This is a genomic window from Anoxybacillus andreesenii, assembly GCF_030813005.1.
GTDB lineage: Bacteria > Bacillota > Bacilli > Bacillales > Cytobacillaceae > Robertmurraya > Robertmurraya andreesenii.
Genome location: NZ_JAUSTU010000039.1, coordinates 1 through 22,193 on the forward strand (window position 1 = coordinate 1; position 22,193 = coordinate 22,193).

The 22,193-nt window shown below is 36.3% G+C and carries 25 protein-coding genes, 1 pseudogene and 1 riboswitch; of the genes and pseudogenes, 7 read left to right on the plus strand and 19 right to left on the minus strand.

From position 1 onward, the window contains the following. Positions 1–107: 107 nt before the first annotated feature. The 8 genes from J2S07_RS20380 to J2S07_RS20415 form a co-directional block, all read right to left on the minus strand. Entirely contained in the window at positions 108–1,190 is a 1,083-nt protein-coding gene (locus J2S07_RS20380; protein WP_307152245.1) for a DUF871 domain-containing protein, read from the minus strand. A gap of 30 nt (positions 1,191–1,220) precedes the next feature. After that, positions 1,221–1,655 carry a DUF3284 domain-containing protein gene (locus J2S07_RS20385; RefSeq protein WP_307152246.1) on the minus strand — a complete coding sequence of 145 codons (435 nt, stop codon included), beginning with the start codon at positions 1,653–1,655 and terminating at the stop codon, positions 1,221–1,223. Positions 1,656–1,664: 9 nt separating this feature from the next. Continuing rightward, positions 1,665–1,841 carry a DUF3188 domain-containing protein gene (locus tag J2S07_RS20390; protein ID WP_307152247.1) on the minus strand — a complete coding sequence of 59 codons (177 nt, stop codon included), beginning with the start codon at positions 1,839–1,841 and terminating at the stop codon, positions 1,665–1,667. Positions 1,842–1,855: 14 nt separating this feature from the next. Continuing rightward, a complete protein-coding gene (locus tag J2S07_RS20395) occupies positions 1,856–2,080 on the minus strand; it encodes a hypothetical protein (protein WP_307152248.1) in 225 nt (74 codons plus the stop codon). 81 nt (positions 2,081–2,161) lie between these two features. Beyond that, positions 2,162–3,604, minus strand: a complete 1,443-nt coding sequence (locus tag J2S07_RS20400) for a PTS sugar transporter subunit IIC (protein WP_307152249.1) — start codon at positions 3,602–3,604, stop codon at positions 2,162–2,164. Between the two features lie 218 nt (positions 3,605–3,822). Continuing rightward, positions 3,823–4,974: an ROK family transcriptional regulator gene (locus tag J2S07_RS20405; RefSeq protein ID WP_307152250.1), complete on the minus strand. Its 1,152-nt coding sequence runs from the start codon at positions 4,972–4,974 to the stop codon at positions 3,823–3,825. Positions 4,975–5,275: 301 nt separating this feature from the next. Further along, positions 5,276–6,640 carry an amino acid permease gene (locus J2S07_RS20410; protein ID WP_307152251.1) on the minus strand — a complete coding sequence of 455 codons (1,365 nt, stop codon included), beginning with the start codon at positions 6,638–6,640 and terminating at the stop codon, positions 5,276–5,278. 163 nt (positions 6,641–6,803) lie between these two features. Beyond that, a riboswitch (glycine riboswitch) is annotated at positions 6,804–6,884 on the minus strand. Between the two features lie 218 nt (positions 6,885–7,102). Continuing rightward, positions 7,103–8,065, minus strand: a complete 963-nt coding sequence (locus J2S07_RS20415; RefSeq protein WP_307152252.1) for a helix-turn-helix transcriptional regulator — start codon at positions 8,063–8,065, stop codon at positions 7,103–7,105. 108 nt (positions 8,066–8,173) lie between these two features. On the opposite strand from J2S07_RS20415, the gene J2S07_RS20420 reads away from it, so the two are divergent. Next, complete coding sequence (locus J2S07_RS20420; RefSeq protein WP_307152253.1) at positions 8,174–8,587, plus strand: effector binding domain-containing protein; 414 nt, start codon at positions 8,174–8,176, stop codon at positions 8,585–8,587. A gap of 26 nt (positions 8,588–8,613) precedes the next feature. Here the strand turns inward: J2S07_RS20420 and J2S07_RS20425 are convergent, their stop codons facing one another. Both J2S07_RS20425 and J2S07_RS20430 read right to left on the minus strand, forming a co-directional pair. After that, positions 8,614–9,336, minus strand: coding sequence for a sulfite exporter TauE/SafE family protein (locus J2S07_RS20425; RefSeq protein WP_307152254.1), 723 nt, complete (start codon positions 9,334–9,336; stop codon positions 8,614–8,616). Between the two features lie 319 nt (positions 9,337–9,655). After that, complete coding sequence (locus tag J2S07_RS20430; protein WP_307152255.1) at positions 9,656–10,378, minus strand: RluA family pseudouridine synthase; 723 nt, start codon at positions 10,376–10,378, stop codon at positions 9,656–9,658. Positions 10,379–10,601: 223 nt separating this feature from the next. Between J2S07_RS20430 and J2S07_RS20435 the strand changes: the two genes are divergently transcribed. Then, positions 10,602–11,030: a VOC family protein gene (locus J2S07_RS20435; RefSeq protein WP_307152257.1), complete on the plus strand. Its 429-nt coding sequence runs from the start codon at positions 10,602–10,604 to the stop codon at positions 11,028–11,030. 199 nt (positions 11,031–11,229) lie between these two features. Beyond that, positions 11,230–11,682 carry a MarR family winged helix-turn-helix transcriptional regulator gene (locus tag J2S07_RS20440; RefSeq protein WP_307152258.1) on the plus strand — a complete coding sequence of 151 codons (453 nt, stop codon included), beginning with the start codon at positions 11,230–11,232 and terminating at the stop codon, positions 11,680–11,682. A 42-nt stretch (positions 11,683–11,724) separates the two neighbouring features. On the opposite strand, the gene J2S07_RS20445 is transcribed toward J2S07_RS20440, so the two are convergent. Then, positions 11,725–13,167, minus strand: a complete 1,443-nt coding sequence (locus J2S07_RS20445) for an alpha/beta hydrolase family protein (RefSeq protein WP_307152259.1) — start codon at positions 13,165–13,167, stop codon at positions 11,725–11,727. A gap of 513 nt (positions 13,168–13,680) precedes the next feature. Between J2S07_RS20445 and J2S07_RS20450 the strand changes: the two genes are divergently transcribed. Then, the gene (locus tag J2S07_RS20450; RefSeq protein ID WP_307152260.1) at positions 13,681–14,058 is read left to right on the plus strand and encodes a VOC family protein; all 378 of its coding nucleotides are present in this window, start codon (positions 13,681–13,683) and stop codon (positions 14,056–14,058) included. 220 nt (positions 14,059–14,278) lie between these two features. Here the strand turns inward: J2S07_RS20450 and J2S07_RS20455 are convergent, their stop codons facing one another. After that, the gene (locus J2S07_RS20455; protein WP_307152261.1) at positions 14,279–14,761 is read right to left on the minus strand and encodes a methylated-DNA--[protein]-cysteine S-methyltransferase; all 483 of its coding nucleotides are present in this window, start codon (positions 14,759–14,761) and stop codon (positions 14,279–14,281) included. A 125-nt stretch (positions 14,762–14,886) separates the two neighbouring features. Here J2S07_RS20455 and rluF point away from each other — a divergent pair, with 125 nt between their 5' ends. Next, a complete protein-coding gene (gene rluF, locus J2S07_RS20460; protein WP_307152262.1) occupies positions 14,887–15,594 on the plus strand; it encodes a 23S rRNA pseudouridine(2604) synthase RluF in 708 nt (235 codons plus the stop codon). 93 nt (positions 15,595–15,687) lie between these two features. Here rluF and J2S07_RS20465 read toward each other — a convergent pair whose 3' ends face one another. From J2S07_RS20465 to J2S07_RS20475, 3 genes are all read right to left on the minus strand, one after another. Next, positions 15,688–16,338 carry a FusB/FusC family EF-G-binding protein gene (locus tag J2S07_RS20465; RefSeq protein ID WP_307152263.1) on the minus strand — a complete coding sequence of 217 codons (651 nt, stop codon included), beginning with the start codon at positions 16,336–16,338 and terminating at the stop codon, positions 15,688–15,690. Between the two features lie 323 nt (positions 16,339–16,661). Then, positions 16,662–16,931: a CD3324 family protein gene (locus J2S07_RS20470; protein ID WP_307152264.1), complete on the minus strand. Its 270-nt coding sequence runs from the start codon at positions 16,929–16,931 to the stop codon at positions 16,662–16,664. A gap of 361 nt (positions 16,932–17,292) precedes the next feature. Then, a complete protein-coding gene (locus J2S07_RS20475) occupies positions 17,293–17,925 on the minus strand; it encodes a copper homeostasis protein CutC (RefSeq protein ID WP_307152265.1) in 633 nt (210 codons plus the stop codon). A gap of 148 nt (positions 17,926–18,073) precedes the next feature. Here J2S07_RS20475 and J2S07_RS20480 point away from each other — a divergent pair, with 148 nt between their 5' ends. Next, on the plus strand, positions 18,074–18,271 hold the full coding sequence (locus tag J2S07_RS20480; RefSeq protein WP_307152266.1) for a DUF2281 domain-containing protein: 198 nt from the start codon (positions 18,074–18,076) through the stop codon (positions 18,269–18,271). After that, positions 18,264–18,581, plus strand: a complete 318-nt coding sequence (locus J2S07_RS20485) for a type II toxin-antitoxin system PemK/MazF family toxin (protein ID WP_307152267.1) — start codon at positions 18,264–18,266, stop codon at positions 18,579–18,581. Before J2S07_RS20480 ends, J2S07_RS20485 begins: the two co-directional genes overlap by 8 nt. 287 nt (positions 18,582–18,868) lie before the next feature. On the opposite strand, the gene J2S07_RS20490 is transcribed toward J2S07_RS20485, so the two are convergent. The 4 genes and pseudogenes from J2S07_RS20490 to J2S07_RS20505 form a co-directional block, all read right to left on the minus strand. Then, positions 18,869–19,363: a methylated-DNA--[protein]-cysteine S-methyltransferase gene (locus J2S07_RS20490; protein WP_307152268.1), complete on the minus strand. Its 495-nt coding sequence runs from the start codon at positions 19,361–19,363 to the stop codon at positions 18,869–18,871. After that, positions 19,353–20,008: pseudogene (locus tag J2S07_RS20495) on the minus strand (DNA-3-methyladenine glycosylase family protein). Before J2S07_RS20495 ends, J2S07_RS20490 begins: the two are co-directional and overlap by 11 nt. 498 nt (positions 20,009–20,506) lie before the next feature. Beyond that, positions 20,507–21,376 carry an AraC family transcriptional regulator gene (locus J2S07_RS20500; RefSeq protein ID WP_066230863.1) on the minus strand — a complete coding sequence of 290 codons (870 nt, stop codon included), beginning with the start codon at positions 21,374–21,376 and terminating at the stop codon, positions 20,507–20,509. Between the two features lie 277 nt (positions 21,377–21,653). Then, positions 21,654–21,995 carry a YgjP-like metallopeptidase domain-containing protein gene (locus tag J2S07_RS20505; RefSeq protein WP_307152269.1) on the minus strand — a complete coding sequence of 114 codons (342 nt, stop codon included), beginning with the start codon at positions 21,993–21,995 and terminating at the stop codon, positions 21,654–21,656. Positions 21,996–22,193: the final 198 nt, after the last annotated feature.

Sequence of the window (22,193 nt, forward strand, 5' to 3'; positions counted from 1 at the left end):
TCATAAAGCTATCAACTCCTAGGGTATCTAATAGTTTTTACCCAGTATAGACTGCTTTATGAAATTTTAAACTAAACACTAAATAGCGAGGAAGCTAACTATTCATATTAAGGTAAGAGCTTAAATGTTGACCAAGGCTTCAAGTAATCTAATAAAAAGATAGAGTCCTTTTTAATGCGCCCAACGATATTTCGATTTCCATCGTTCTCCATATCCTGTAGAGCGATTTGGGTTTCACCTTTGTATTGACCAAAATCATCATTACAAATTAAAATATCTCCCCTTTTGATCGGCTCCGCATGATGGGCCGGAATACTTTGATCCTTATATTTAATTCGTGTCGAGGTCGAACGAATCATATATTCCGAACGGTCACCTCTATATACGTGGACCTCATCAAAAAGGATTTTCTTTTCTAGCTCAGTAGCACCTTCATTCAACTCAACTTCAAAGCTTGGATGTGGACTTAAAAATGCCTCAGACATCGCTTTTAATTCCTCTTCTGTTGCAAAGGCATTACCAATTAATAAATCATGAATATTGTCCATTAATCGATAATGGGTAACCTGTGTATGGATATTTAGGTATCGATGCTGCTCTAATGTACACAAGCCTGTTTGCACAGGCCATGGACCGAGCTCCCCCTCTTGGGAAGTAACAAAGGCTGCGGTATGGATATTGTATTTCGTAAATTGTGCGGTCGTCGCTTCAAAATGAGACTGTGAAATACCTGTGTATTTTTGCGGATAAAAGTTATGTGAGGCGCAGAAATTACTCTTATTTGGATGGAAGCTCATGATACTTTCAATGTAGTTGGTACCACTGCTCATATTTACTTCGATTTTCAAATGATATGGATTCTTTGTCATTAAGGATTCCTCATATCCTGAAAAACCAATATCCAAACGAATCCCAGCCGCTCCTAAATCTTTAAAGTAGCCGAGGTTATCATAGCTAATATTTAGTTGTTCAAATAACCCAGGGTTGATATCCAAAATAGTCTCCATTCCAATAGAATTGCCATATTCAATGATTCGTTTGAATTTATTGATCACTTCTTCCGCATCATCATCAATTTCTAATAAACTCGTAAAAATTCTTGTGAAACCAAATTTCCTAGCAAGATCAAGATACTCTTTATTTTGTTTAAAAGTACTTTTTTCAGGGTAAATAGATACACCGAGGCCCATTTTGTTCTTCCTCCTTTTCGGCAATGAACGTCACTTTTTATCGACTTCCTGTAAATAAGCCGCTTCTATTTGGTTAAGCATTTCTTTGAACCTTCTTTTTTTCAGTGGAGACCAAATAATGCCTACGAACGTATCATTTATACTTTGAAGAAAGCCAAAGGATTCCACTTTTTCTATATAATGCAGTTCACAATTCCCATCCTTAAGTGGACGGATCTCATAAGCTACCAAAAAGTCATTTTTATTAGTCGTTGTTCGATAATGATAAGACTTATTTTTTGTAATTTCCTCAATTCGAATGGTTGCCTTAGAATTTTTTGAGAACTTCTTTATATATTCGAATCCTGCTAGCTGCTTTTCCGGTATTTTTTTTCCCGTTTGGGAATGGATATCCGACAAAACTGAATTAATAATGGTCTCGTAAAAAAATTCAACGGGAACCTTCATTTTTCTTACTATTTCCATTCAATTCACCTAATCTTTTTCCGTTTTATTTCTCTTCTTTTCCCTAATAAGGATAAACGTACTAACTATAATAAGTAAGAGTGCGGTAGTCAGATTGAGAATATCGTACTTCCCTGTCTTAGCATTTGCGCTAAATAGTAATAGAAGACAGCCAATACTAAGAAGAAATAAACCTCGTTTACCCATGTTCATCATCCTTTTTATTTGGCTGGGGCAGAACGGAAATAAAGAACCGTACCCCATGGCTGAGATTTAATGGCTGAACTTACCAGCTTCGATGCTCTTTCCAAATCTTCCAAATTTGTTTCAAAATATAAATTGATGCCCTTTTTTTCTTTAAAAGAAAATTGAACCCCATCTTCGTTATAATGGTTTAATAGTTCAATAATTTTATCCTGATGTACTGCTGCGCTTATTTCAATCATTTCCACTGTTCCTTTCCTTATGATAGAGATGGGTGAGCCGCTTCACAATGGAAGCAGCCCCCCCCATTTTAAGTGTTGTTCTTATAATGACTTGTTATCATGGCCTAAATCTGAAACTATTTTGTCATCATGTCCTGAATCTGGAGCCATCTTATTTGCCGCAATGACAAATGGAATCCAGATGACGAATGATGCTAGCATGGAAACTAATGTAACAATTGGTGCTCGCCAATCCGCCCCCGTGGCCATGAAGGATAACAGGAACGGTGGAGTAACCCATGGTACTGCTACAGAAACCGGATTAACCCATCCCCACATGGTCGCCCAGTAACCAATCGAGACAGACACGACTGGTGCAAGTAAGAATGGGAAAAACATTAATGGGTTCAAGACAATTGGTAACCCGAACATAATCGGTTCATTGATATTGAAAATTCCAGGCCCTACGGACAAATTGGCAACAGTCCGGTAATCCTTCCGCTTGGAAAAGAGGAGAAGTGCCAATATTAAAATAATTGTTCCGCCGGAGCCGCCATACCAAACATAAGCATCAAAGGAGCCACGAACCCACATGTATCCCTCAGAAAGGACCATTTCAGCTCCACCTTTTTGGAATAGGTTCACGTTATCCAATTGTGCAACCCCGAAGACCCCTTCCAAGATTGGTGCTAGAACGTTCGGCCCATGGATTCCAAAGAACCAGAACAGCTGAACAAATAGGGTAATAAGGATAACTGCCCCAAACCCTTGAGATAGTCCAAGAAGTGGCTGAGCAACTGTTTTTTGTAGCCATTGTAAGAACGTCATATCTGGTACGATCTTGGAGAATATGAAATAGAAAATAGCAACAACATATAGGGCAACAGTTGCCGGAATGATTGATGCAAATGCTTTCCAAATGGCCGGTGGAACTGAATCTGGCAACTTGATTGTGATGTCTTTTAACATCAATTTAACATAGATCATCGTAGCAACAAAACCAATAATCATCGCAGTAAAGAAGAAATTGGCATCCAAGTTGTTCAATGGGAGCCAGCCCCAGCCTGCTGCTGTAATCCCTTCATTAGTTGCAGACCAGCCTGCGGCATTTATCGCCTCTACAGTGGCGGCATCCAAGTTCAATCCAGATATTCCACCGGAGAAAGAAAACGTAATCCCGGCAATCGAAGCCGCTGTTGAAACAATCCCTCCAGATAACTCGTTCACTCCATAGGCTTTGGCAATATTATATCCCCACGAAAACACAAAGATTAAACCAGCAATGGCAAGGGTTCCATTCCATACATATCCATTCACTACAATAATTTCTCTAATGACTGGTATGCTATTTCCGTCGTAGCCGTCGATCAAACCCGGAGGCAAATCTCTTAAAAGAGCATTAAGCATTACAGCTACTGAACCAGCCATCGTTGCTGGGAGCGTTCCAATAAATGCATCCCTCAAAGCAATTAGATGCTTTTGGCCCCCGATTTTGCCTGCAATAGGTAGAAAATATTTTTCTAACCACGCTATTAAAAATTGCATTGAAATACCTCCCTAAAAGGAATTTAAAAACATTTGATCAATACACATATTGGGTCAAATCCGGGGTGTCTTTCAATATCATCTTTAGTTTACTTTCCATCGCATCCCTCCCTTCAAAACTTGACCGAAAAATAACATATGCCCGGCCCATTAATAATAAAACAACACCGTGATACCGCTTACAAAACCCCTTTGATCAGTCTATGAAACTTGTACTTTTATACGATGTAACAATAGAACAATTCATTCAGCAATAATGCCGCCGCTCCAAGGATGGTTATATCATCACCTAGCTTACTCACTTCAATAACCGTTTCCTCTCTAAGCTTGTCGATCAGGACCCGTTCACTAATGGTTTGCAGAATGCTCGGTAATAAGAACTCCTTGCTCTTCAAAACCCCTCCGCCTAACACAATCTTATTGGGATTGACTGTATGAATGAAGTTCACAATGCCGATACCGATAAATTTACCCGTTTCCTCCAGCACCTGAATGTACTCTTTTCTTCCTTGTTTTGCTAAGCGATAGACTTCTTCTGCAGTTAAATCTTCTGGTGCATTCGATATTGACTTTTTTGCCCTACGAACAATGGCATCACCAGTAACAAAGGTTTCAAAGCATCCAATGTTGCCACAGCTGCATCTTTCACCATCCAACGAAATAGATACATGACCAATTTCACCATTTACACCCTGAGCACCATGGATCAACTTATTGTCAACAATTAAGCCAGACCCCACTCCGCGACCAATATTAATGACTGCAAACCGCTTGGTAGCCCCTCCATTTCCAAACCAGTACTCTCCTAACGTCATCGCCCGTGAATTATTTTCCACGATAACCGGTAAGTCAAATTTCTTCTCCAACGTTTTTTTTATTGGAACATTTATTAAACCGGAATTGACAGAAGAAAGGGAGGTACCCGTTTCAATATCGATGATCCCATGCATCGCTACACCGATACCCAGAATCTTATCTTTATGCTGACCATAGTCCTTCAATACTTGTTCGACGACCTCGGACAAACTATTCAGAAATTCCTCTTTCGTGATATTTGGATGAATTTCCACTTCAGCCCGGCTATAAATGCCGCCTACTAAATCACTGATAATCCCTTTTATCCGATTAGAACCGGCATCTATCCCAATCACATAGTAGCCATCCTCCTTTAATTGAAGCAGTGTTGGTTTCCTCCCCCCTATCGATTCACCAAGATGACTTTCTACCACCAAATTTTCATGAATCAACTCTTTCACTATCGTGCTCACGGTGGGAGGGGTGATCCCGGATTCTCTTGCAATATCTGCTCGCGAAATAGAACCGGACAATCGAATCTTATTTAGGATGATTGATTTATTCACTGATTTCATGTATTCAAATGTCCCTCGTTGCATAACCCTTCTCACTTTCTTAGAAAATAACTATCTTTATAAATTTAATTAACTAAGTTTATATACATTATACTTTCTCTTTTTATGATTGTATACCTATTTTTCATATTTTTTAGAAAATTTAGTTATCAAAAATTGTCGAATTTTGGTAGAATCATACGTTTTTTAAACCTCTTGAATAAAATTCTAAAAATTACCTGACGTTTACTAAACCGTATGTTCTACCTTCGTTTTTGATGCCCCCTTTTATACATTGAATTAGGGGTAATTGGTACTGAATCTAGGCTGATAACTTAATATTTTGTTCTCTTTTTCTCCTATATGAATACAAAGTAAATAGGAGAACAAACCATAAAGGCGTCAACAACAAGGCTGGACGTGTTTCCTCAGCAACCATCATAATCACAAGGATCACAGCAAACATCACAAGGACTACATAATTTACAAATGGTGTAAAGGGTGCTTTAAATGTTGATTTTGCTCGTAATTGCGGACGCCCTTTCTTATACCTTATATGGCAGATTAGAATCACACTCCAAACCCAAATGAAACAAATGGCACTAATAGTTGTCACGATTCCAAAGGCTTGTTCCGGAATGAACTTACTTAATAGAGCACCGACTGACACAACAATCGTGGATATCCATAACGCATTACCCGGGACATGATTTTTATTTAGTTTTGCCAATTGGGATGATGCCTGTCCATTATTGCTTAAATTATAGAGAATCCTGCTTGTTGAAAACATTCCGCTATTACAAGCAGAAGCGGCAGAAGTTAGGACGACAAAATTAATAATCCCTGCTGCCAATGGAATCCCCACTAAGCTAAACGTTTTGACAAAAGGACTTTCTGCAGCATTGAGTTCCGTCCATGGGTTAATTGATAATAGAACGATAAGTGCGCCAACGTAGAATAAAAGAATTCTAAAAGGAATTTTATTAATGGCCGCTGGGATGTTTTTTTCTGGATTAGCTGTTTCCGCTGCCGATACACCGACTAATTCCACACCGACATAAGCAAAGACTACCATTTGGAATGACAGTAGGAAACCTGAGATTCCATTCGGAAATAGTCCCCCATGCTCCCAAAGATTATTCATCGTCACCATTCCGGCATCTGTCTTGGAGCCCATTACTAACATGATCACTCCAATACCAATTAATAAGAGAATCGTAATGACCTTTATTAAAGCAAACCAAAACTCCAATTCCCCAAAAAGCTTTACAGTTAGTAGATTTAATCCTAATAGAATAATCAAACAGATGACAGCAGGTATCCATTGCGGAATATCAAACCAATACCTTACATACACACCGACTGCAATAATATCTGCCATAGCCGTCATAATCCAACAAAACCAATACGTCCACCCGGTTACAAATGCGATTCGAGGTCCTAGATAGTCTTGGGCAATATCTGTAAACGATTGATAGCCAGCTTTAGACAACAGGAGTTCCCCAAGCGCCCTCATCACAAAAAAGAGAGCGATACCTACGATTAAATAAGCAAATATGATCGATGGTCCTGCCAATTGGATGGCTTTCCCTGATCCTAAGAACAATCCTGTACCAATCGTACCGCCAATCGCAATTAGTTGAACATGCCGACTTGCTAAATCCTTCTTTAATCCTTGTTGTCCCAATGTTATCTCCCCCTAAAAGTTTTGTTGTTTCATCGAATGCGAAATAATGAGCAATTAGAATACCCAATAAAAAAAGAGATTGGATGTTCTCCAATCTCTTAGGTCTAAGAATAGCAAATACAATTTGCTATGCTAACGATGATCAGCATAACAAATATATATTCATTACTCTTCTGTCCTTTTGCCTGAGATTGTGAACCCTTCGGCGCCGCTGAACCCCAGCGGTCTCTCCAGAAGCTGCTCCTGCTATAGTGTGATCCATAGCAATCATAGCTTGCTAACTATTAAATTATCTTCTTACTAATAACTATTTCTGAATAATTTTAAATTATAGGACTGATAACATCATTTGTCAACGGGAAATAACCACATTCCACTCTTTGGAATTGGACCTTTTTGTAGTAATTTAATTTCAATTTTCAACTGTTTTTGATAGTTCAGTCTAGGTTTAACTAACACCGCTTACGGGCAGAATAAAAGTAATCTCTCTTGTAAACCTTCTAAGATTTCGTCTGGCACTTCCCTCACCTTGATTTCCCCACCAAGAAATAGTAGCCAATTGATTATTTCGCTCAATTCTTCAGGATTATCAACATTAATAAAAGTCTTTAGAATGGCTGTGGTTTGATAAGGGTTTGTATAGGAAATAGAGACTTTCAAAGGATGGTATTTTTTGAACTGGGCAATCGCCTTTGGACCAAGTTCAAGGACAAGATTGTTTGCTTCTTCCTGCTTACGTATTTTTTCTAAAATCTTTTTCTTACTTAAACTTTTTTTCACCGGATTTGGTTTAACATCGGTGAGCTGGTCCACGGGAAAGATTTGTCTCTTCTCTTCCTTTAAGTCAAAGCCTTCAATCAGCCAAAGGCTTTTTTCCCGATAAAGATGTAAGAGATATATGGAGTAAGACTTAATTTCCTTCCCTTCTTTGATGGTAAGCAATAAATAGCGATCCAACAGAAGGATTTGAATAAGTTTTTCTAACATAGGATGGGGAAGGTCCGACAGATCCAGCAGATCAGGATTATTGGGGTTTGTCCCCTCAAAAAGCAAGATTTGATTTAAAAGCACAAGAGTCTCCTGCTGGCTTTCTGAGATAAGGCCGAGTAATTTTTCAGCTAAAGACTGTCGACTCTTTAGATAAGGGAGCTGTTGATTTCTTGTAGCCATAAAGGCAATAAAAAGAGCTTTGATCTCATTATCAGTAAAGCGAACAGTTGGCAGGACAGAGTTGCTCATAACAAAATAGCCCCCATCCCTTCCGACTTCAGCGACAAGTGGCATTCCCATGGCTTCAATTTCTCTGATATCTCTAATCGCTGTTGAACGAGAAATATGAAATTCTTGCATGATTTCAGAAATAGTAAAATGGGCGCGGTTGTTGATATACCGCATGATCGTATTAATTCGCTCAACTTTTTTCATCGAGTTCTCCTAAACAGTATCATTTTTTGACATGATTTAAGGATATTATAAACGTATCAAAGGTAAAAACAAACCATTTGATTAATCTAAAGAAGGAAGGTTTTAACTATGGCAAATTATACTTTAGAAGAAAAAGACAGCTTTACCGTTTTAGGTTTGGGAACTGAGCTTAAGAGCGATTATACAGACTATGCTGGCATAACGAAGGAAAAATCAGACTTTTGGCAAGCCGTCAAACAAGATGGAAGACTTGACACTCTAAAATCCTTGGCCACAAACGACTACATTTTTGCTGTAAACGAGGCAGTGAACAATAAGATGATGCATTATGCTGGGGTCATGACAGAGGCAACATTACAATGCATGTTGAGGATTCATAAGAAATTCACCACAAGAGGAAAAATAATCATTCATCCATGCTTATCTCAAAATAAGAAGACAGCACTTCTCCATCAAAGAGTGCTGTTATTTTTTTCGCTTTTTCTCTACGGAATAACCACTAATTATGGAAAATTCTTTTAGGTATCAAAGCAAAAACACCTTATTGTCTACCATATCCCTAAACTATCAATCAGCAAATAAATCCCTGTAAACAATAAAATGATATATGTAAATATGCGAAAAACAGTTTGATTAATCAGCTTAAATAGGATTTGTCCCAAAAATAGCCCCACAAAAACCAAGGGTAGCGCCCATAAACTTGAAACCCAAATTGTCTTACTTGTTCTAGCGAAAGTCACTTGGATGATTAAACTAACAAAGTATATAAATAAATAGAAGGCTAGTGTAGTGCTTCTTAATTTTTCTTTTTGGGTACCTGTTCCCGAAAAATATAATAACAATGGTGGCCCGGGCATCCCTATGCTTGTTGTCAGTGATCCTGAAAGTCCTCCAACAATTAAGTCTCTCTTCTTATTTTGGTTCATTCGAAACTTAAGGATGAGCAAGATTGTTAATACGATGATAATAAGGCTTATTCCCAACTTCAATCTATTGATATCAATTAACAAAAAGCTCAGAATCCCTATGGGCAGACCAAAAACACTTCCTGCCACAAACCTTCTAAGGATTCCGTAATCAATATCCTTTCTAATTTTCATTATTAATGCACCTGAAATAAATAAAGACAATATTAAATTGATTTGAATGGCCTCAATGGGTTCAAATAGTAAAAGAAGAAAAGGAGTAGCCAAAATTGAAAATCCAAATCCTGTACTCGTCTGAAGGACGGAAGCGACTAAAATAATTATTATAAATGCGATGATCTCCATAAAACACCTACTTCCATTCAATTATAAAGGCTCTTTTCTCAAACATTGTTGCTTTTGAACAAAAAATAATTAGACAAAACTCTTGTTTATGCAGTCTATCTGTAGAAACAACGGAGAAAAGTGCTACTCAATTTATGCGTATCGCACGCCTAGTATGAAATGGAATGGCCGGTATTAAGGACATTCCAGAACCACAATCCGTGCGAAAACAGCATTATAAAAGTATAAGGTGAGGAGGATTTCAACAACCTTTCTACATCATCTTTATGATAAGGTATTAAATGATTTGCAGAATTTATACTCATCCATTTTACCTCTGCTATTTTGCATGATGACCGATAAGATTGAGATATTTGTTTTCCCCAGTCAAAGTCCCCCATAGATTCCAAGGGTAACGATTAGGAGGCAATGAATAAACCCCTACCGGTTCCCTCCTTACAGGATGCTCGAAAAAAAGCGAATGGGCCCAAAGTGCAAGCTGTTGGCCTGGCTTTTGTAGATGCCCTCTATATTTTTGATCCCCAAAAATTGGGTTGCCCATTGCTGACAATTGAACTCGTATTTGATGAGGTCTCCCGGTGTGAAGATTCACAGAAAGCAGACTAAATCCATTTTTTGATTCGATAACCTCGTAATCTAGCACTGCTTTTTTAGCATGTGAATGATTAGAAGAAACAACGGACACTTTATTCTTCCGAGTATCCTTATGTAAATAATGGACCAGCTGTCCTCCTTTCTTGTCTGGTTTTCCGTGAACAACCGCAAGATAATTCCGTTCAATCACATTCTTACGAATCATATCCGATAATCTAGAAGCGGCCTTAGAAGTCTTTGCAAACACCATGGCACCACCAACGGGACGGTCGAGGCGGTGTACAAGTCCCAAATATACATTACCAGGTTTTTGATAGCGGCTTTTTAGATCATTTTTTAATATCGTTAACAGATCAAGATCCCCACTACTATCTGCTTGTACAGGAATATTAATTGGCTTTTCTACCAAAAGCAGATGATTATCTTCAAACAAAATTGGAATTTTCATAGATTTTCCATCTCCTGAAGGCATATTGCATCTATCATAACATTTTTCTGAAAATGAATCGCCAATCTCCCCCTTATTTGAAAATACAGTTCCATGTGGGTCAATAATATGGTCGTGAACATTTGATTTTTCTCAGGAAATATTTGCACAAAAGCTGGTCTATAATGGAAATAATCGGATAGAATAGGATTTGAACATATTACTTTGTTAAGGGGTGGAAAGAATGGCTGTTGAAGTTTATCTTGTTTTTAATGGCAATTGCCGCGAAGCAATTGAATTTTATGCGAAAGTGTTTAAAACAGAAACACCACAAATTATGACATTCGGTGAATCTCCACAAAATCCAGAATTCCCGCTTCCTGAGGAGGCAAAGAATTTAGTCATGCATGCGCGTCTTAACATCGATGGAAGCAATGTTATGTTTTCAGATAACTTCCCAGGTCAACCATATGCTATTGGGGACAACGTTACACTCGCTCTAATTAGTAAAAATATGGAGGATTTAAAATCCTGGTATGAACAATTAAAAGAGGGCGGTACAGTTGGATTGGAGCTGCAAGAAACTTTTTGGAGTAAGCTCTATGGGCAAGTAACAGATAAATTCGGAATCCAATGGCAACTTAACTACGACAACGGTGAAATGACTATGTAAAAAAAGGATACAGGACTTTTCTTTTTTTAAAATAGACTGTATCCTTTTTATTTTGCTTTGTTGATGACAATTTTGATTTGTGCGGAATTCATTCCATTGCCTTAAATTTACCCTATCACCCAATATTGACAAATATATAATAGTTAAGCAAAATTAACTTAACAATGAACTTTCAAAATGAACTAGGGATGATAAATCTGTGAAGGATTATTTAATACTAATAGACAAAATCAATCAACAATTTGAGCAGTTCAAATTGTTAGTTTTAAAAGAAACGAAAGAGGTTGAGGAATTAGGGAATTTCCACTTAACCCCTCAACAAGAAATTATTATGTGTTATATCATTCGTAATGAACCAGTAATTGCGAATGATATTGCAAATCACTTTGAGATTTCAAAAAGTGCAGTTAGCCAAGTAATTTCAAAGCTTGAAGAAATGAAAATGATATATCGTCAAGAAAATTCAATAAACCGTAGAAAAACCTTTATTTATCTTGGGGATAGGGGTAAAGAGTTCCATCAGCTTCTTAAAAAAATTGACGATATTCTTGTGGAAAAATATTATTCAAAAGCAAGCTTAGCAGAGTTAGAAAATGTTCTTGAAACATTAAATAAGATTGTTGGAACTAAAAAACAAGATAAGTTAAGATAATCGAAAGAATTTGATACAACTGACCAATCTTATTTTAAACTATCAATGATTTTTAATATTGGCTCTAAAATAGTAGAACTTGTCTTCTTTTTTCTCTTTCCTAAGTAATGAATCAGGCTCTTCCCCTTTTACATAGTGATCAAAGAAGGCCAAAATATACCGATTCATAACTTGATGGAACTGATTTACATCAATATTCCATGACAATAGAGGAGAGAGAAAAGGGAAATCTGTAAAAGTATAATGATCTCCTTCTATAAAAGTAAGCATAAAAGTATCGCCCTTTATTCCCTCTTTATAGTGAAAATCAGCAAGCTCTGTAATTTTATCATGATACTTTTGAAATTCTTCTGGAGTGATATTCGTATACTGAATTTCTTCATCAGGTATATAAAGATAATCGTCATCTAAAATAAACATAAAAGACTGTTCAAATCCTGAGCTGGCTACCGGTTCATGCAAAGGCCCATCTATATTGATTCCTGCAGAGATCCTACTATCATCCAACAATGCTTGAGCAGCTGTTGAACCTCCATATGAATGACCAAATATACCGATTCTATCCATATCCATCTTTCCAGTAAGCAAACCTTGAGGATCCTTATCATTTATTGTTGCTAATTGATCAAGTACATAGCTCATATCTCTAGATCGCCTTTTAACATCTGTCTCATCTTCGATATCAAAGGAATAAGAATATGCGTCTGTCTGATTCATGATTTCCCGTCCATCTGGGAACTTTGTAAAGGCTGCATCATTTGTATGGTCAACACTGACAACAAAGTATCCGTGACTTGCCAATTCCTCCATTTGGGAAAAGCTTTGCATTCTAGTACTGCCATATCCATGAGAAAATAAAAGAACCGGAAATTTATCTTCTTGATTGGAAACAGCTACATCTTTTATGCTGTTAGTTTGCCCATACTTTAAATACTCAAATAAGAAGCGTGGAGCAGAAAAAATGAATTCCATCGTTCCCGACCATTCTTCGTAAGGAAAGGATTCATAATGAATATCCTTCACATCATCTTCCACCTCTGCTGGATACCATATTTGTATCATCAATTCCCGAACGTTTTGTTCTGAGTCATGTCTCGATTCATCTATCAAATGCCTTGAGTTCATACCTACTTCAAAAGGACCTGCAGGCTTTGGAAGTTGAAATACAGGCATGACAGTGACTAAACCAAAACTGCCGAGTGAGTAAATGATAATAAACAAAATATATAAATACTTTTTGTCCTTCCTTTTATTTTTCATGCTTTCAACTATAGCTTTTTCTGCATTCCTCTGTATGAATGATTTCAATGTAAATACAGTCAAAAAAATAAATAGAATATAGGTTAATCCCATTTGCCATCGATAACCCTCAAATCCCAAATGAATCATCAAAAAGATAAGTGCAGTGATATTAGTGATTATTTTTACCTTTGCATCAAATCTAATCAAAAAAGAAAAAAGCCACAAAATATGAACTACAATCAAAATCCCTTCAAACAGCCTCAATAATCACAACTCCTATTATAAAACTTATTAAGTTTAGTTAACTTTACTTAACTGTATATCACAAGAATCTATATGTCAATTTTTTTAGGAGCATTCCTATATGAATATTGGTCACCCGAGAGATTCAGAAATTTAAAATCTATTATTATGTAAAAAAAACATACTAGCAGCACAGACCAAGGGTCATGTAGTGTGCTGTTAGTATGTTTCTAAAAACTGGCCATGTAAAAAAGGATACAGGACTTTTCTTTAGAAAAGACTGTATCCTTTTTATTTACATTGTTTATGGAAATGTTGATTCGTGCAGAATCTACTCCCTGCCCTACTAGCCATCCATAAGGTAGAACTTCACCTCAGATAACGCATGTAATTAAAAGAAAATTGAAATTATATGTTAAGATAAAGATAGAGCTTATGAAAGTTGTTTTTAACGGTTCATCCAACCTTATTAGCAAAATATCTAGAAATATTATTAGAAAGGAGTTATCGATGATGGAAACAAACATGATTCAAAAAATCGGACAAATTGGTGTACCTGTTAAAGACTTAAATAGAGCAGTAGATTTTTATAAAGAGAAATTAGGTCTCTCTCTTTTATTTAACACTGATAGGATGGCTTTCTTTGAAAGCAACGGATTGAGGCTCATGTTATCCCTCCCAGAAAAAGACGAATTTTCTCATTCTAGTTCAGTTATTTATTTTCAAGTACATAATATTAAAGCCACTTATGATCATTTAGTAGATAATAAAGTTATCTTTATCGATGAGCCACATGTCGTAGCGAAAATGGGACAAATAGAAACATGGATGGTATTTTTTAAAGATACTGAAGATAATATTCATGCATTGATGAGTGAAGTACAAGTTTAAGAAAACAATAGGAGCCCGTTAAAATAATATAAACGGTCTCCTTCAATTTAATAAGCTCTCTTTAATATTTCTTCTCGTTTAAAAGAATGAAGCATCCACATTATTCTAGTTAGTCCAAGAGGAGGATTAAAATATATCCTCAATATTTTCCCAACCATACACAAGTTCAGAAAGCTTCTTCCCCTCAATCTGAATATCGTTGTTAGTCAATTCTGTCCTGTTAATTATCTTTGCAAGCCTTCTCATGTTGAAGCAGCCATTCCTTTCTCCATAGGCCGCCTGCATAACCAGTCAATTTCCCATTTGAACCAATTACTCTATGACATGGAATGACAACACTTAACTTGTTTTTACCATTGGCATTTCCTACTGCTCTGATCGCCTTCTCATTCCCGATGGAAACAGCTAAATCCTTATAAGATCCTGTTGTAGCATAAGGGATTTCTTTTAACGCTTCCCACACTATTTTTTGAAAGTCCGTCCCTTCAAATTGGTATGGGAATGTAAATTCTTGGCGCTTGCCCTTAAAATATTCGTCCAGTTGGGTATAGCATTCTGCTAAAACTGGAGGAGTGTCGGCTAGTAAAGGATTTTCCTTTTTACCCTTCTCGGAAAATAAAATTGAACAGATTGCTTCACTAGTGCCGATTATTTCAATTATGCCAATTGGTGATTCATAATCTAATTTATGTATTTGTATCATATAAGGACCTCCAAAGATAAAAAACTTTTATCCGTTATATCTAAATAATAGTTTGTGATTCATCCTTAAAATACAGTATAGTTAAGTATCTAATAAAACTATCCTCTGATTAAGGATGTGTCAATATGCGTATTAATAAATATGTTAGCGAATCTGGAAAAGCATCTAGACGAGGTGCTGATAAATTAATTACCGATGGGCGAGTTACGATTAATGGGAAACGCGCAACCATAGGCAGCCAAGTTAACCCAGGGGATGACGTTCGAGTAGATGGAAATCCTATTCGGGTAGCAAGGAATAATGTCTATATTGCCTTAAATAAACCTGTAGGCATCACTAGTACAACGGAAAAAGGAGTTAAGGGTAACATTGTTGATTTGGTCAACCATCCATTAAGAGTATTTAATATTGGACGCCTGGATAAAGATTCAGAGGGCTTGATACTTCTTACGAACGATGGCGACATTGTTAACGAAATTCTACGTTCTGAAGGTAAGCATGAGAAGGAATATATTGTTTCCGTGGACAAGCCCATTACTCCTGAATTCTTGAAGAAGATGTCAGAGGGTGTCAAAATTCTAGGTACAAAAACACTTCCTTGTAAAATAACACAATTATCTAAATTTGATTTCCGAATCATCTTAACCCAGGGGCTCAATCGCCAAATTCGCCGGATGTGCGCTGAATTAGGATACGAGGTTTACAGATTGCAGAGAACCCGAATCATGAATATTCATTTGGGCAATCTTCCTCCTGGACAATGGAGAGATTTATCCAAGAAAGAGCGAACTCAATTATTTAGAGAGTTAAACTATGAGCCAAAGGATTGGTAGAAATATCATTGGATTAATGCTACCTAAGAGATACACCTTTTATAACTAAATCTTAGTGCCTCTTTCTAAAATAGAAGCACTAAGATTTAGTTTTCATATTCCCAGTGAGTCTTTAAAAAATGTTGTTAAATATTCAACATTAGTTATCTTTTTATTACATTCGCTGCTGTCAGCGCAAATAAGATTACCAATGGCTTTGTAATAATCCGGATTTTTGGGTTTTTTTGCTTTTGTGACGGTAGAGAAATAGGCAACCTCACCAAAACAATTACAAAATGAACAAAGATTTTTTTTGCTAGTCGGTGTAAATTCGCATTCAATGCCAACTAATTTTCCATCCAGTTCATAGACAATAAACTTTTTATTAGCTCTGAGGTCATTCCAGCTCAAATAGGTCAGCTGGCTGTGGTCTATATTTGCTAAATCAGGTAGCTTTAATTTTTTTTGCTTCGGAAACATTTTTTTGAGCTGCTGCTCGGTGAGTTGTGGGAAAGACAGCAAAAAGTCCGAAAGACGCCGGATGTATTGCTCATATTCGTTATCTGTTTTAAGTCTGGAAAGATCTAGCATTTCCTGTTGTCCTAGTGTTGCGTTTGGAAAGAGGTCCAGGATTTTAGCATTGGCTAAGTCAATCACAGAAGCCAAAACGTTTTGGGGTACGTTCTTTTGTTTGCTGTCCTTAATTAAAGCAACCTGTTTTTTTATAAAATTTAACTGTTCATTTTTAATAAATTTTTCTGTCATCACATCTATCTCCAATCAATTTGCTGCTATCTCTCTTATTTTAAACAGTGTAGCTAACTTCTAACATGGAGAAAATGACTTAGAAACGTTTTTTACATAGGCTGTTTTCGAACGGACTGTGGCTCTGGAATGTCTTAATACCGGCCATTCCGTTTCATATTAGGCATGTGATACGCATAGTTTGAGTAGCACTTTTCTCCGTTTTTTCAACAAATAGACAGCATAAACAACTGTATTGTCTAATATTTTTTTGTTCAATCTTTGAGAAAAGAGCCTGTACAGAAGAACAGCACTGATGGAATATTTCCACCAGCGCTGTTCTTCTACTTTTTATGTGAATAAACTATTTTCTTAATCGTTTCAGTTGAAAGGTAATATTCCTCAGCCAGTTGCCAGATACTGCTTCCACTCCTAAAAGAATTTCTAATGGCAGCATTGCGGCGGTCAAGCATCTGTCTTCCACCGCTTGAAGTTCCCCATTTTTGATACTGAGACTCCTGCTTTGGAATATAAACGATTTCCCCCTGGACATATTTTTGAATTTCCACGATTAGCTTTTCAGGTAAAACTTTGTTTGCATTAACATATTTCATTTTTGCCCGCCCCTTATTTTGATTTTGAAAAAATAAGGTGCAAAGCCAAAATATTAGAAAAGCTTTTCAGCGATAAATTAAATGTTTCGCCCCATGCAAAGTATCGCCTTTCCAATAATAGGCTTTGCATGAGTGGCAGAAGTACTAGACAATCGTATGTGATTCTCCATCTGTAAGCACCCCCTTTTAAAATTATATTATAACGTAAATTACTGTTCGCATGAATTGCTTTATCCTTGCTTTTTCCAGAAAAACAAGGAGCATATTACAATTTATTGTAAAAAAACGGCCTCTATTTGTGATATGGTTCACCACTAAGTATCTGATTTAGGTTTATTAATACACAGTTTTCATTACCCTTTCAATCGACTATTCTTGTGCCATGAACCTCTCCAATATTTATTGCAGATGTGATTAAATGAAGGTTCTTATTTGTTATTCCGCCACCAGGGAGGATAATGATTCTACTATCTGCATAGTCTATATATTCCTTCAGCCTGACTAGGTTATCCTCAATCTTCGTATGTAACGGACCTCCATGGGTTAAGATTCGATTTACCCCGTGTTCCGCCAACCAATCAATCGCTTGAAACTGATTTCCAGGGCTTATGTGGTCAAACCCCATGTGAAAGGTTATCTCTAGTCCTTTTGCTAAATCTAGTAAGGTGATCATAGACTCTTCATCAATCCAGCCAGTGTCATTTAAACAACCTAGGACTACTCCATCTGTCCCTATTTCCTTCAAATGGACAAGATCCCACTTCATCATTTCTATTTCTTCTTTACTATAAACAAAATTCCCGCCTCTTGGCCTTATCATGCTCATAACCTTAATGTTTTTACTGTGGCAGTAGTTAATAGTTACTCCCGCTACACCGTGACTTACTGTTGTCCCTCCAACTGCAAGGTTATCACAAAGCTCAATCCTGCCAGCCCCTTTAGCAATTAATTCGGGGACATTCGTAAAATTCTCTACACAGACTTCTTTAAGCATATTTACCTCCACCTTTTGAAGTTCAAATGAGGAAAGCAACATTTCCCTTGGGTGTGGGAACCAATCAGATTATTAATTTTATCAATAGGTTTTTGGAAAAATCAGGTGGTATAATACCATAAACTATTCTTGGAAGAGGTGAATGAAAATGAATACAGCCAAGGAACGTTTGCTTAAAATTATTGATGAAATACCTGAACAAGAGATCGCAAAAATTTTAGATTTTGCTGAATGTATAAAATTAAAAAAGGAAAAAGGACTATCTGGCGATTTAACAAAGGCTAGCGAAAGTAGCCTTGATTTTTGGGAAAATGATATCGATGATGAGGTCTGGAATAATGTATAAACAAGGTGATATTGTTTTAATTCCAATTCCATTTAGTGATTTAACAAATAGAAAACAACGACCTATACTAATTATTTCAAATGATAATTACAACAGAATGACTGAGGACATAGTAGTTGTAGCGATTACCTCACATTTAACTGACCTTGACTATTCAGTTATTATTGAATCAAAAGATTTAAATGAGAGTGAACTAAAAGTTACATCTGCAGTAAGAGCAGACAAAGTATATACTCTTTCAAAAAGTATCATCAAAAAAAGTTTGGGCATGTTAACTCAAATGTTTTGGATGGGGTCCGTACAAAAATAGACGCATTAATAAATATTGTGTGACTTGAATAAATGGACTGCTGACCGTAGTCCTTTTTTATTTTCTAAAACGTATTATGCGCATAATATACTGATATGTTAATAACCTTAAAACGAATATAAAAATAAAATCTTAAATAGGTACAAAGTCGCCGCAAAATAGGTACAAAAAATATGCATGTTTTTATACATATCTTGAGGTTTTTGGCTTGTTTTTTTGTTCCTAATAAACCTCACTTACTTGTGAAAAGGTTCTCCGTAACAGTTCTAAATTAGGTACTTTAGATCTTACAAGCTGCTTATGTTCCTTTTACAGGACTTCTCATGTTGAAGCAACCATTCTTTTCTCCACAGACCTCCCGCATAACCAGTTAATTTCCCATTAGAACCGATTACTCTGTGATATGGAATGACAATGCTTAACTTGTTTTTCCCATTTGCACTCCCAACTGCTCTGATTGCTTTTTCATTCTCAATGGAAATAGCAATATCCTTATAGGAACCCGTTTCCGCATAGGGGATTTCTATTAAAGCTTCCCATACTCTTTTTTGAAAGTCAGTCCCTTCGAAATGATATGGGAATGAAAAGTCACGACGATCCCCTTTAAAGTATTCGTCAAGTTGAGTATAGCATTCTGCTAAAACCGGAGGAGTTTCGGCTTGTAAAAAATTCTGCTTTTTATCTTTTTCAGAAAACGAAATTGAGTGGATGGCTTCATTCGTGCCAATTATTTCGATTACACCAATTGGTGATTCATAATCCAATTTATGTCTAATTGTCATATAAGGACCTCCAAAGATAAAAGGTTGTATATGCCTGCCAACCTTCCCAATCTGCTGCATACATCTTTATTTCTTCTATGGTCGGTTTTCTCTCAAGATCTAATAGCTTCTTTAAGGCATTATGAAGTCCGACATCGGTCACTGGAAATGAGGAGGGTATGTGCAAGCATTTCATCATCACATAATCTGCCGTCCATGCTCCAATACCTCTTATCATCATTAATGATTTTTTGATTTGTTGATAATTATTCTTCAAAAGCAATAACTCTTTGTCTAATTCGCCATCTGTCATAGCTTGAGCAATACCAATAATATATTCTGCCTTCCTATTCGTAAATTGAAGCTTCCTTAAATCATCAGCGTGTATGGAAGCTATTTTTTCAAATGAAGGAAATAACCAAAACTTTTCTCCCTCAAACCTTATTGATTCGCCATATTGTTCAACAAAGCGTTTTTTTAATGTATAAGCAAATGTTAAATTAATTTGTTGTCCCATAATCGCCCATACCAATGCTTCAAATAAATCCGGAATGCACATAATCCGTAATCCATAATACTTATGAACAAGTGTCTTTAATATTTTGTCTTGATCAGCTAGTTGGTAAACCCCCCTAATTCCTGTCCCAAATCAAACCACTCCCTAATATATTCAGCTACTTTTTTATTTGTTCTTTATATAGACCTTTTTTCCGACAATACTCTGCTAAATCCGCTTGATTCATAGTATATGTTTCCATAACTACCAGGAACTTATCTTCACTGCTCCATTGTTCAGAACTTTGTCCTTCACCGGGAGTATGGTTTACGGCTATTCTGGCTTCTTTCCTCCACTTATATAGAGTGGGTTCTGTGATTCCAAGCTCTTTACTTAGCTGACTTACAGATTCATTATTAGGGAGCATCATTCTATTGAGAATGCCTTTTTCATCTCCTCCGTATAGCGTTTACCATTATTACTTTTCATGTCGATCAACCTCCGTGTGTTAGTTAAACTATACACTAAAGTTGTCTACGGCATCTATCCTAACAGAGGGGGTTATTCCAAGAAGGTTTAGCACTCTTTTGGAATTATTAAACTAACGCGATTAGTTGAAGATAAACCTCATTCATTGGATGAGGCTATATCTTTTACAGTGTGGATGCTTACTTTTTTGTTCTTCTTATGGGAATATAAATATCTACTTCGGACTCTTCATCATTTGCTCCTTTAAATCGCTCATCATAAATCTCAAAATCATCTGCTTCTTCTAAATCATAACCTGATTTCGGGAGCCAACTACCGTAGATATAATCAAAAGCTTGCCCTAAATCCTCTAGCTTTCCTTTATGGGTAACCACTACATATTCTCTTTTAGGAATGATTTTAGATACCATTTTTTTTGGAATAGTAGTTATGTCTTTTACAGGGACACAAGCCATATACGTGAATTCTTCATTTATATGGTTCATTGAAAATTCACTGATGCCCATCATTACATTTGGTGAGACCCTGTTTTTTATTTCTCGGACTCTAGTATGGAATTCTTCCCATAGCAATGGAACTTTACTTTCTGATAGTGTAGTCGAGCATGTTAATCCTACAACTGAAAATTCATCTTTTACAACAATTCTCGGATTCATCATAACACCTCCATAAATATAAAGTAGATTTTGTCCTGTTAGTCGTTGTTTTTCTCTTATCAGCACTCGTTTCTGTTGTTTGCGATACACTCCCGGTGTAACCTGAAACATTTTTTTGAAGGCTCTTGTAAAAGACTCCTGAGTTTCAAATTGGTATTCAAGAGCAATATCTATGATTCTCGAATTAGTATATAGAAGATCACATGCAGCTTTTGTTAATCGTCTCCTTCGTATATACTCGCTTACTGATTCTTTTACGTAAGATTGAAATATTCGATGAAAGTGATACATAGAATATCCTACCATCTTCGCAATGTCTTCTAACGAAATACTATTTTTCAGATTATCCTCAATGTAATCAATTGCTGTTCGAATACCTTCTATATATCTCAATTTACCTCCCCCCTTGTTCTTACTTAAATTTTACTATCCTATAAACAAAAATTTTTGACTTTTTCTGCTTTTTTATTCGATACTTTCATAATCAAATACTCGGTTTGAGGTACTTAATTATTATTATGAATTTTATTGGGTTGAAAATCTACATGAACACTCGCGTATAACCAAACTGAAAAGAGCATGATATTTTTACATCATTTCAATAAAAAAAGGCAGCTCTAATCCAATTAGAAACTGTCTTTCCTTCGTATCTTGTTGTCAAGTCATGTAGTTAAAGTTCTTGGACAATCTCTTCATCGAGTATTGTTTTCCGTTTTTCCCAATCGGGCATAAGAGTATATAACATTTTATAAAAGTTATCGCTATGGTCGTTGTATTTAAAATGAATCAGCTCATGCAGAACAACATAGTCGATGCAATGTTTGGGAGCTTTAATTAGTTCCGTATTCAAAAGTATTGTATTTTTATCTACTAATGCTAAACCCCATCGTGCTTTCATCAATCGTAAATCTAAAGAAGGTTTTTCTACGCCGTATTTCTGCATTAACAAGCTCATTTTATCGAGTGATTCCTGAAATATTTTCTGTGCTTTTCCCCGATACCATCCATCCATCAACTTCTCTTTTCACTGATAGTTTTGTGGATTTTGGACATATAAGTAAATAAACCCTCTAAAATACTTTACCATTTCTTCGTCTTCTGTTTTTTCGACACGCTGTCTGCTGCCACTTTCAATGGCAGTGGTTTTTATTGTTTTAGGAAAATTTTGTGGCGGTACTTTTAGTGGGATTTATGCGACAATGTAGAAATG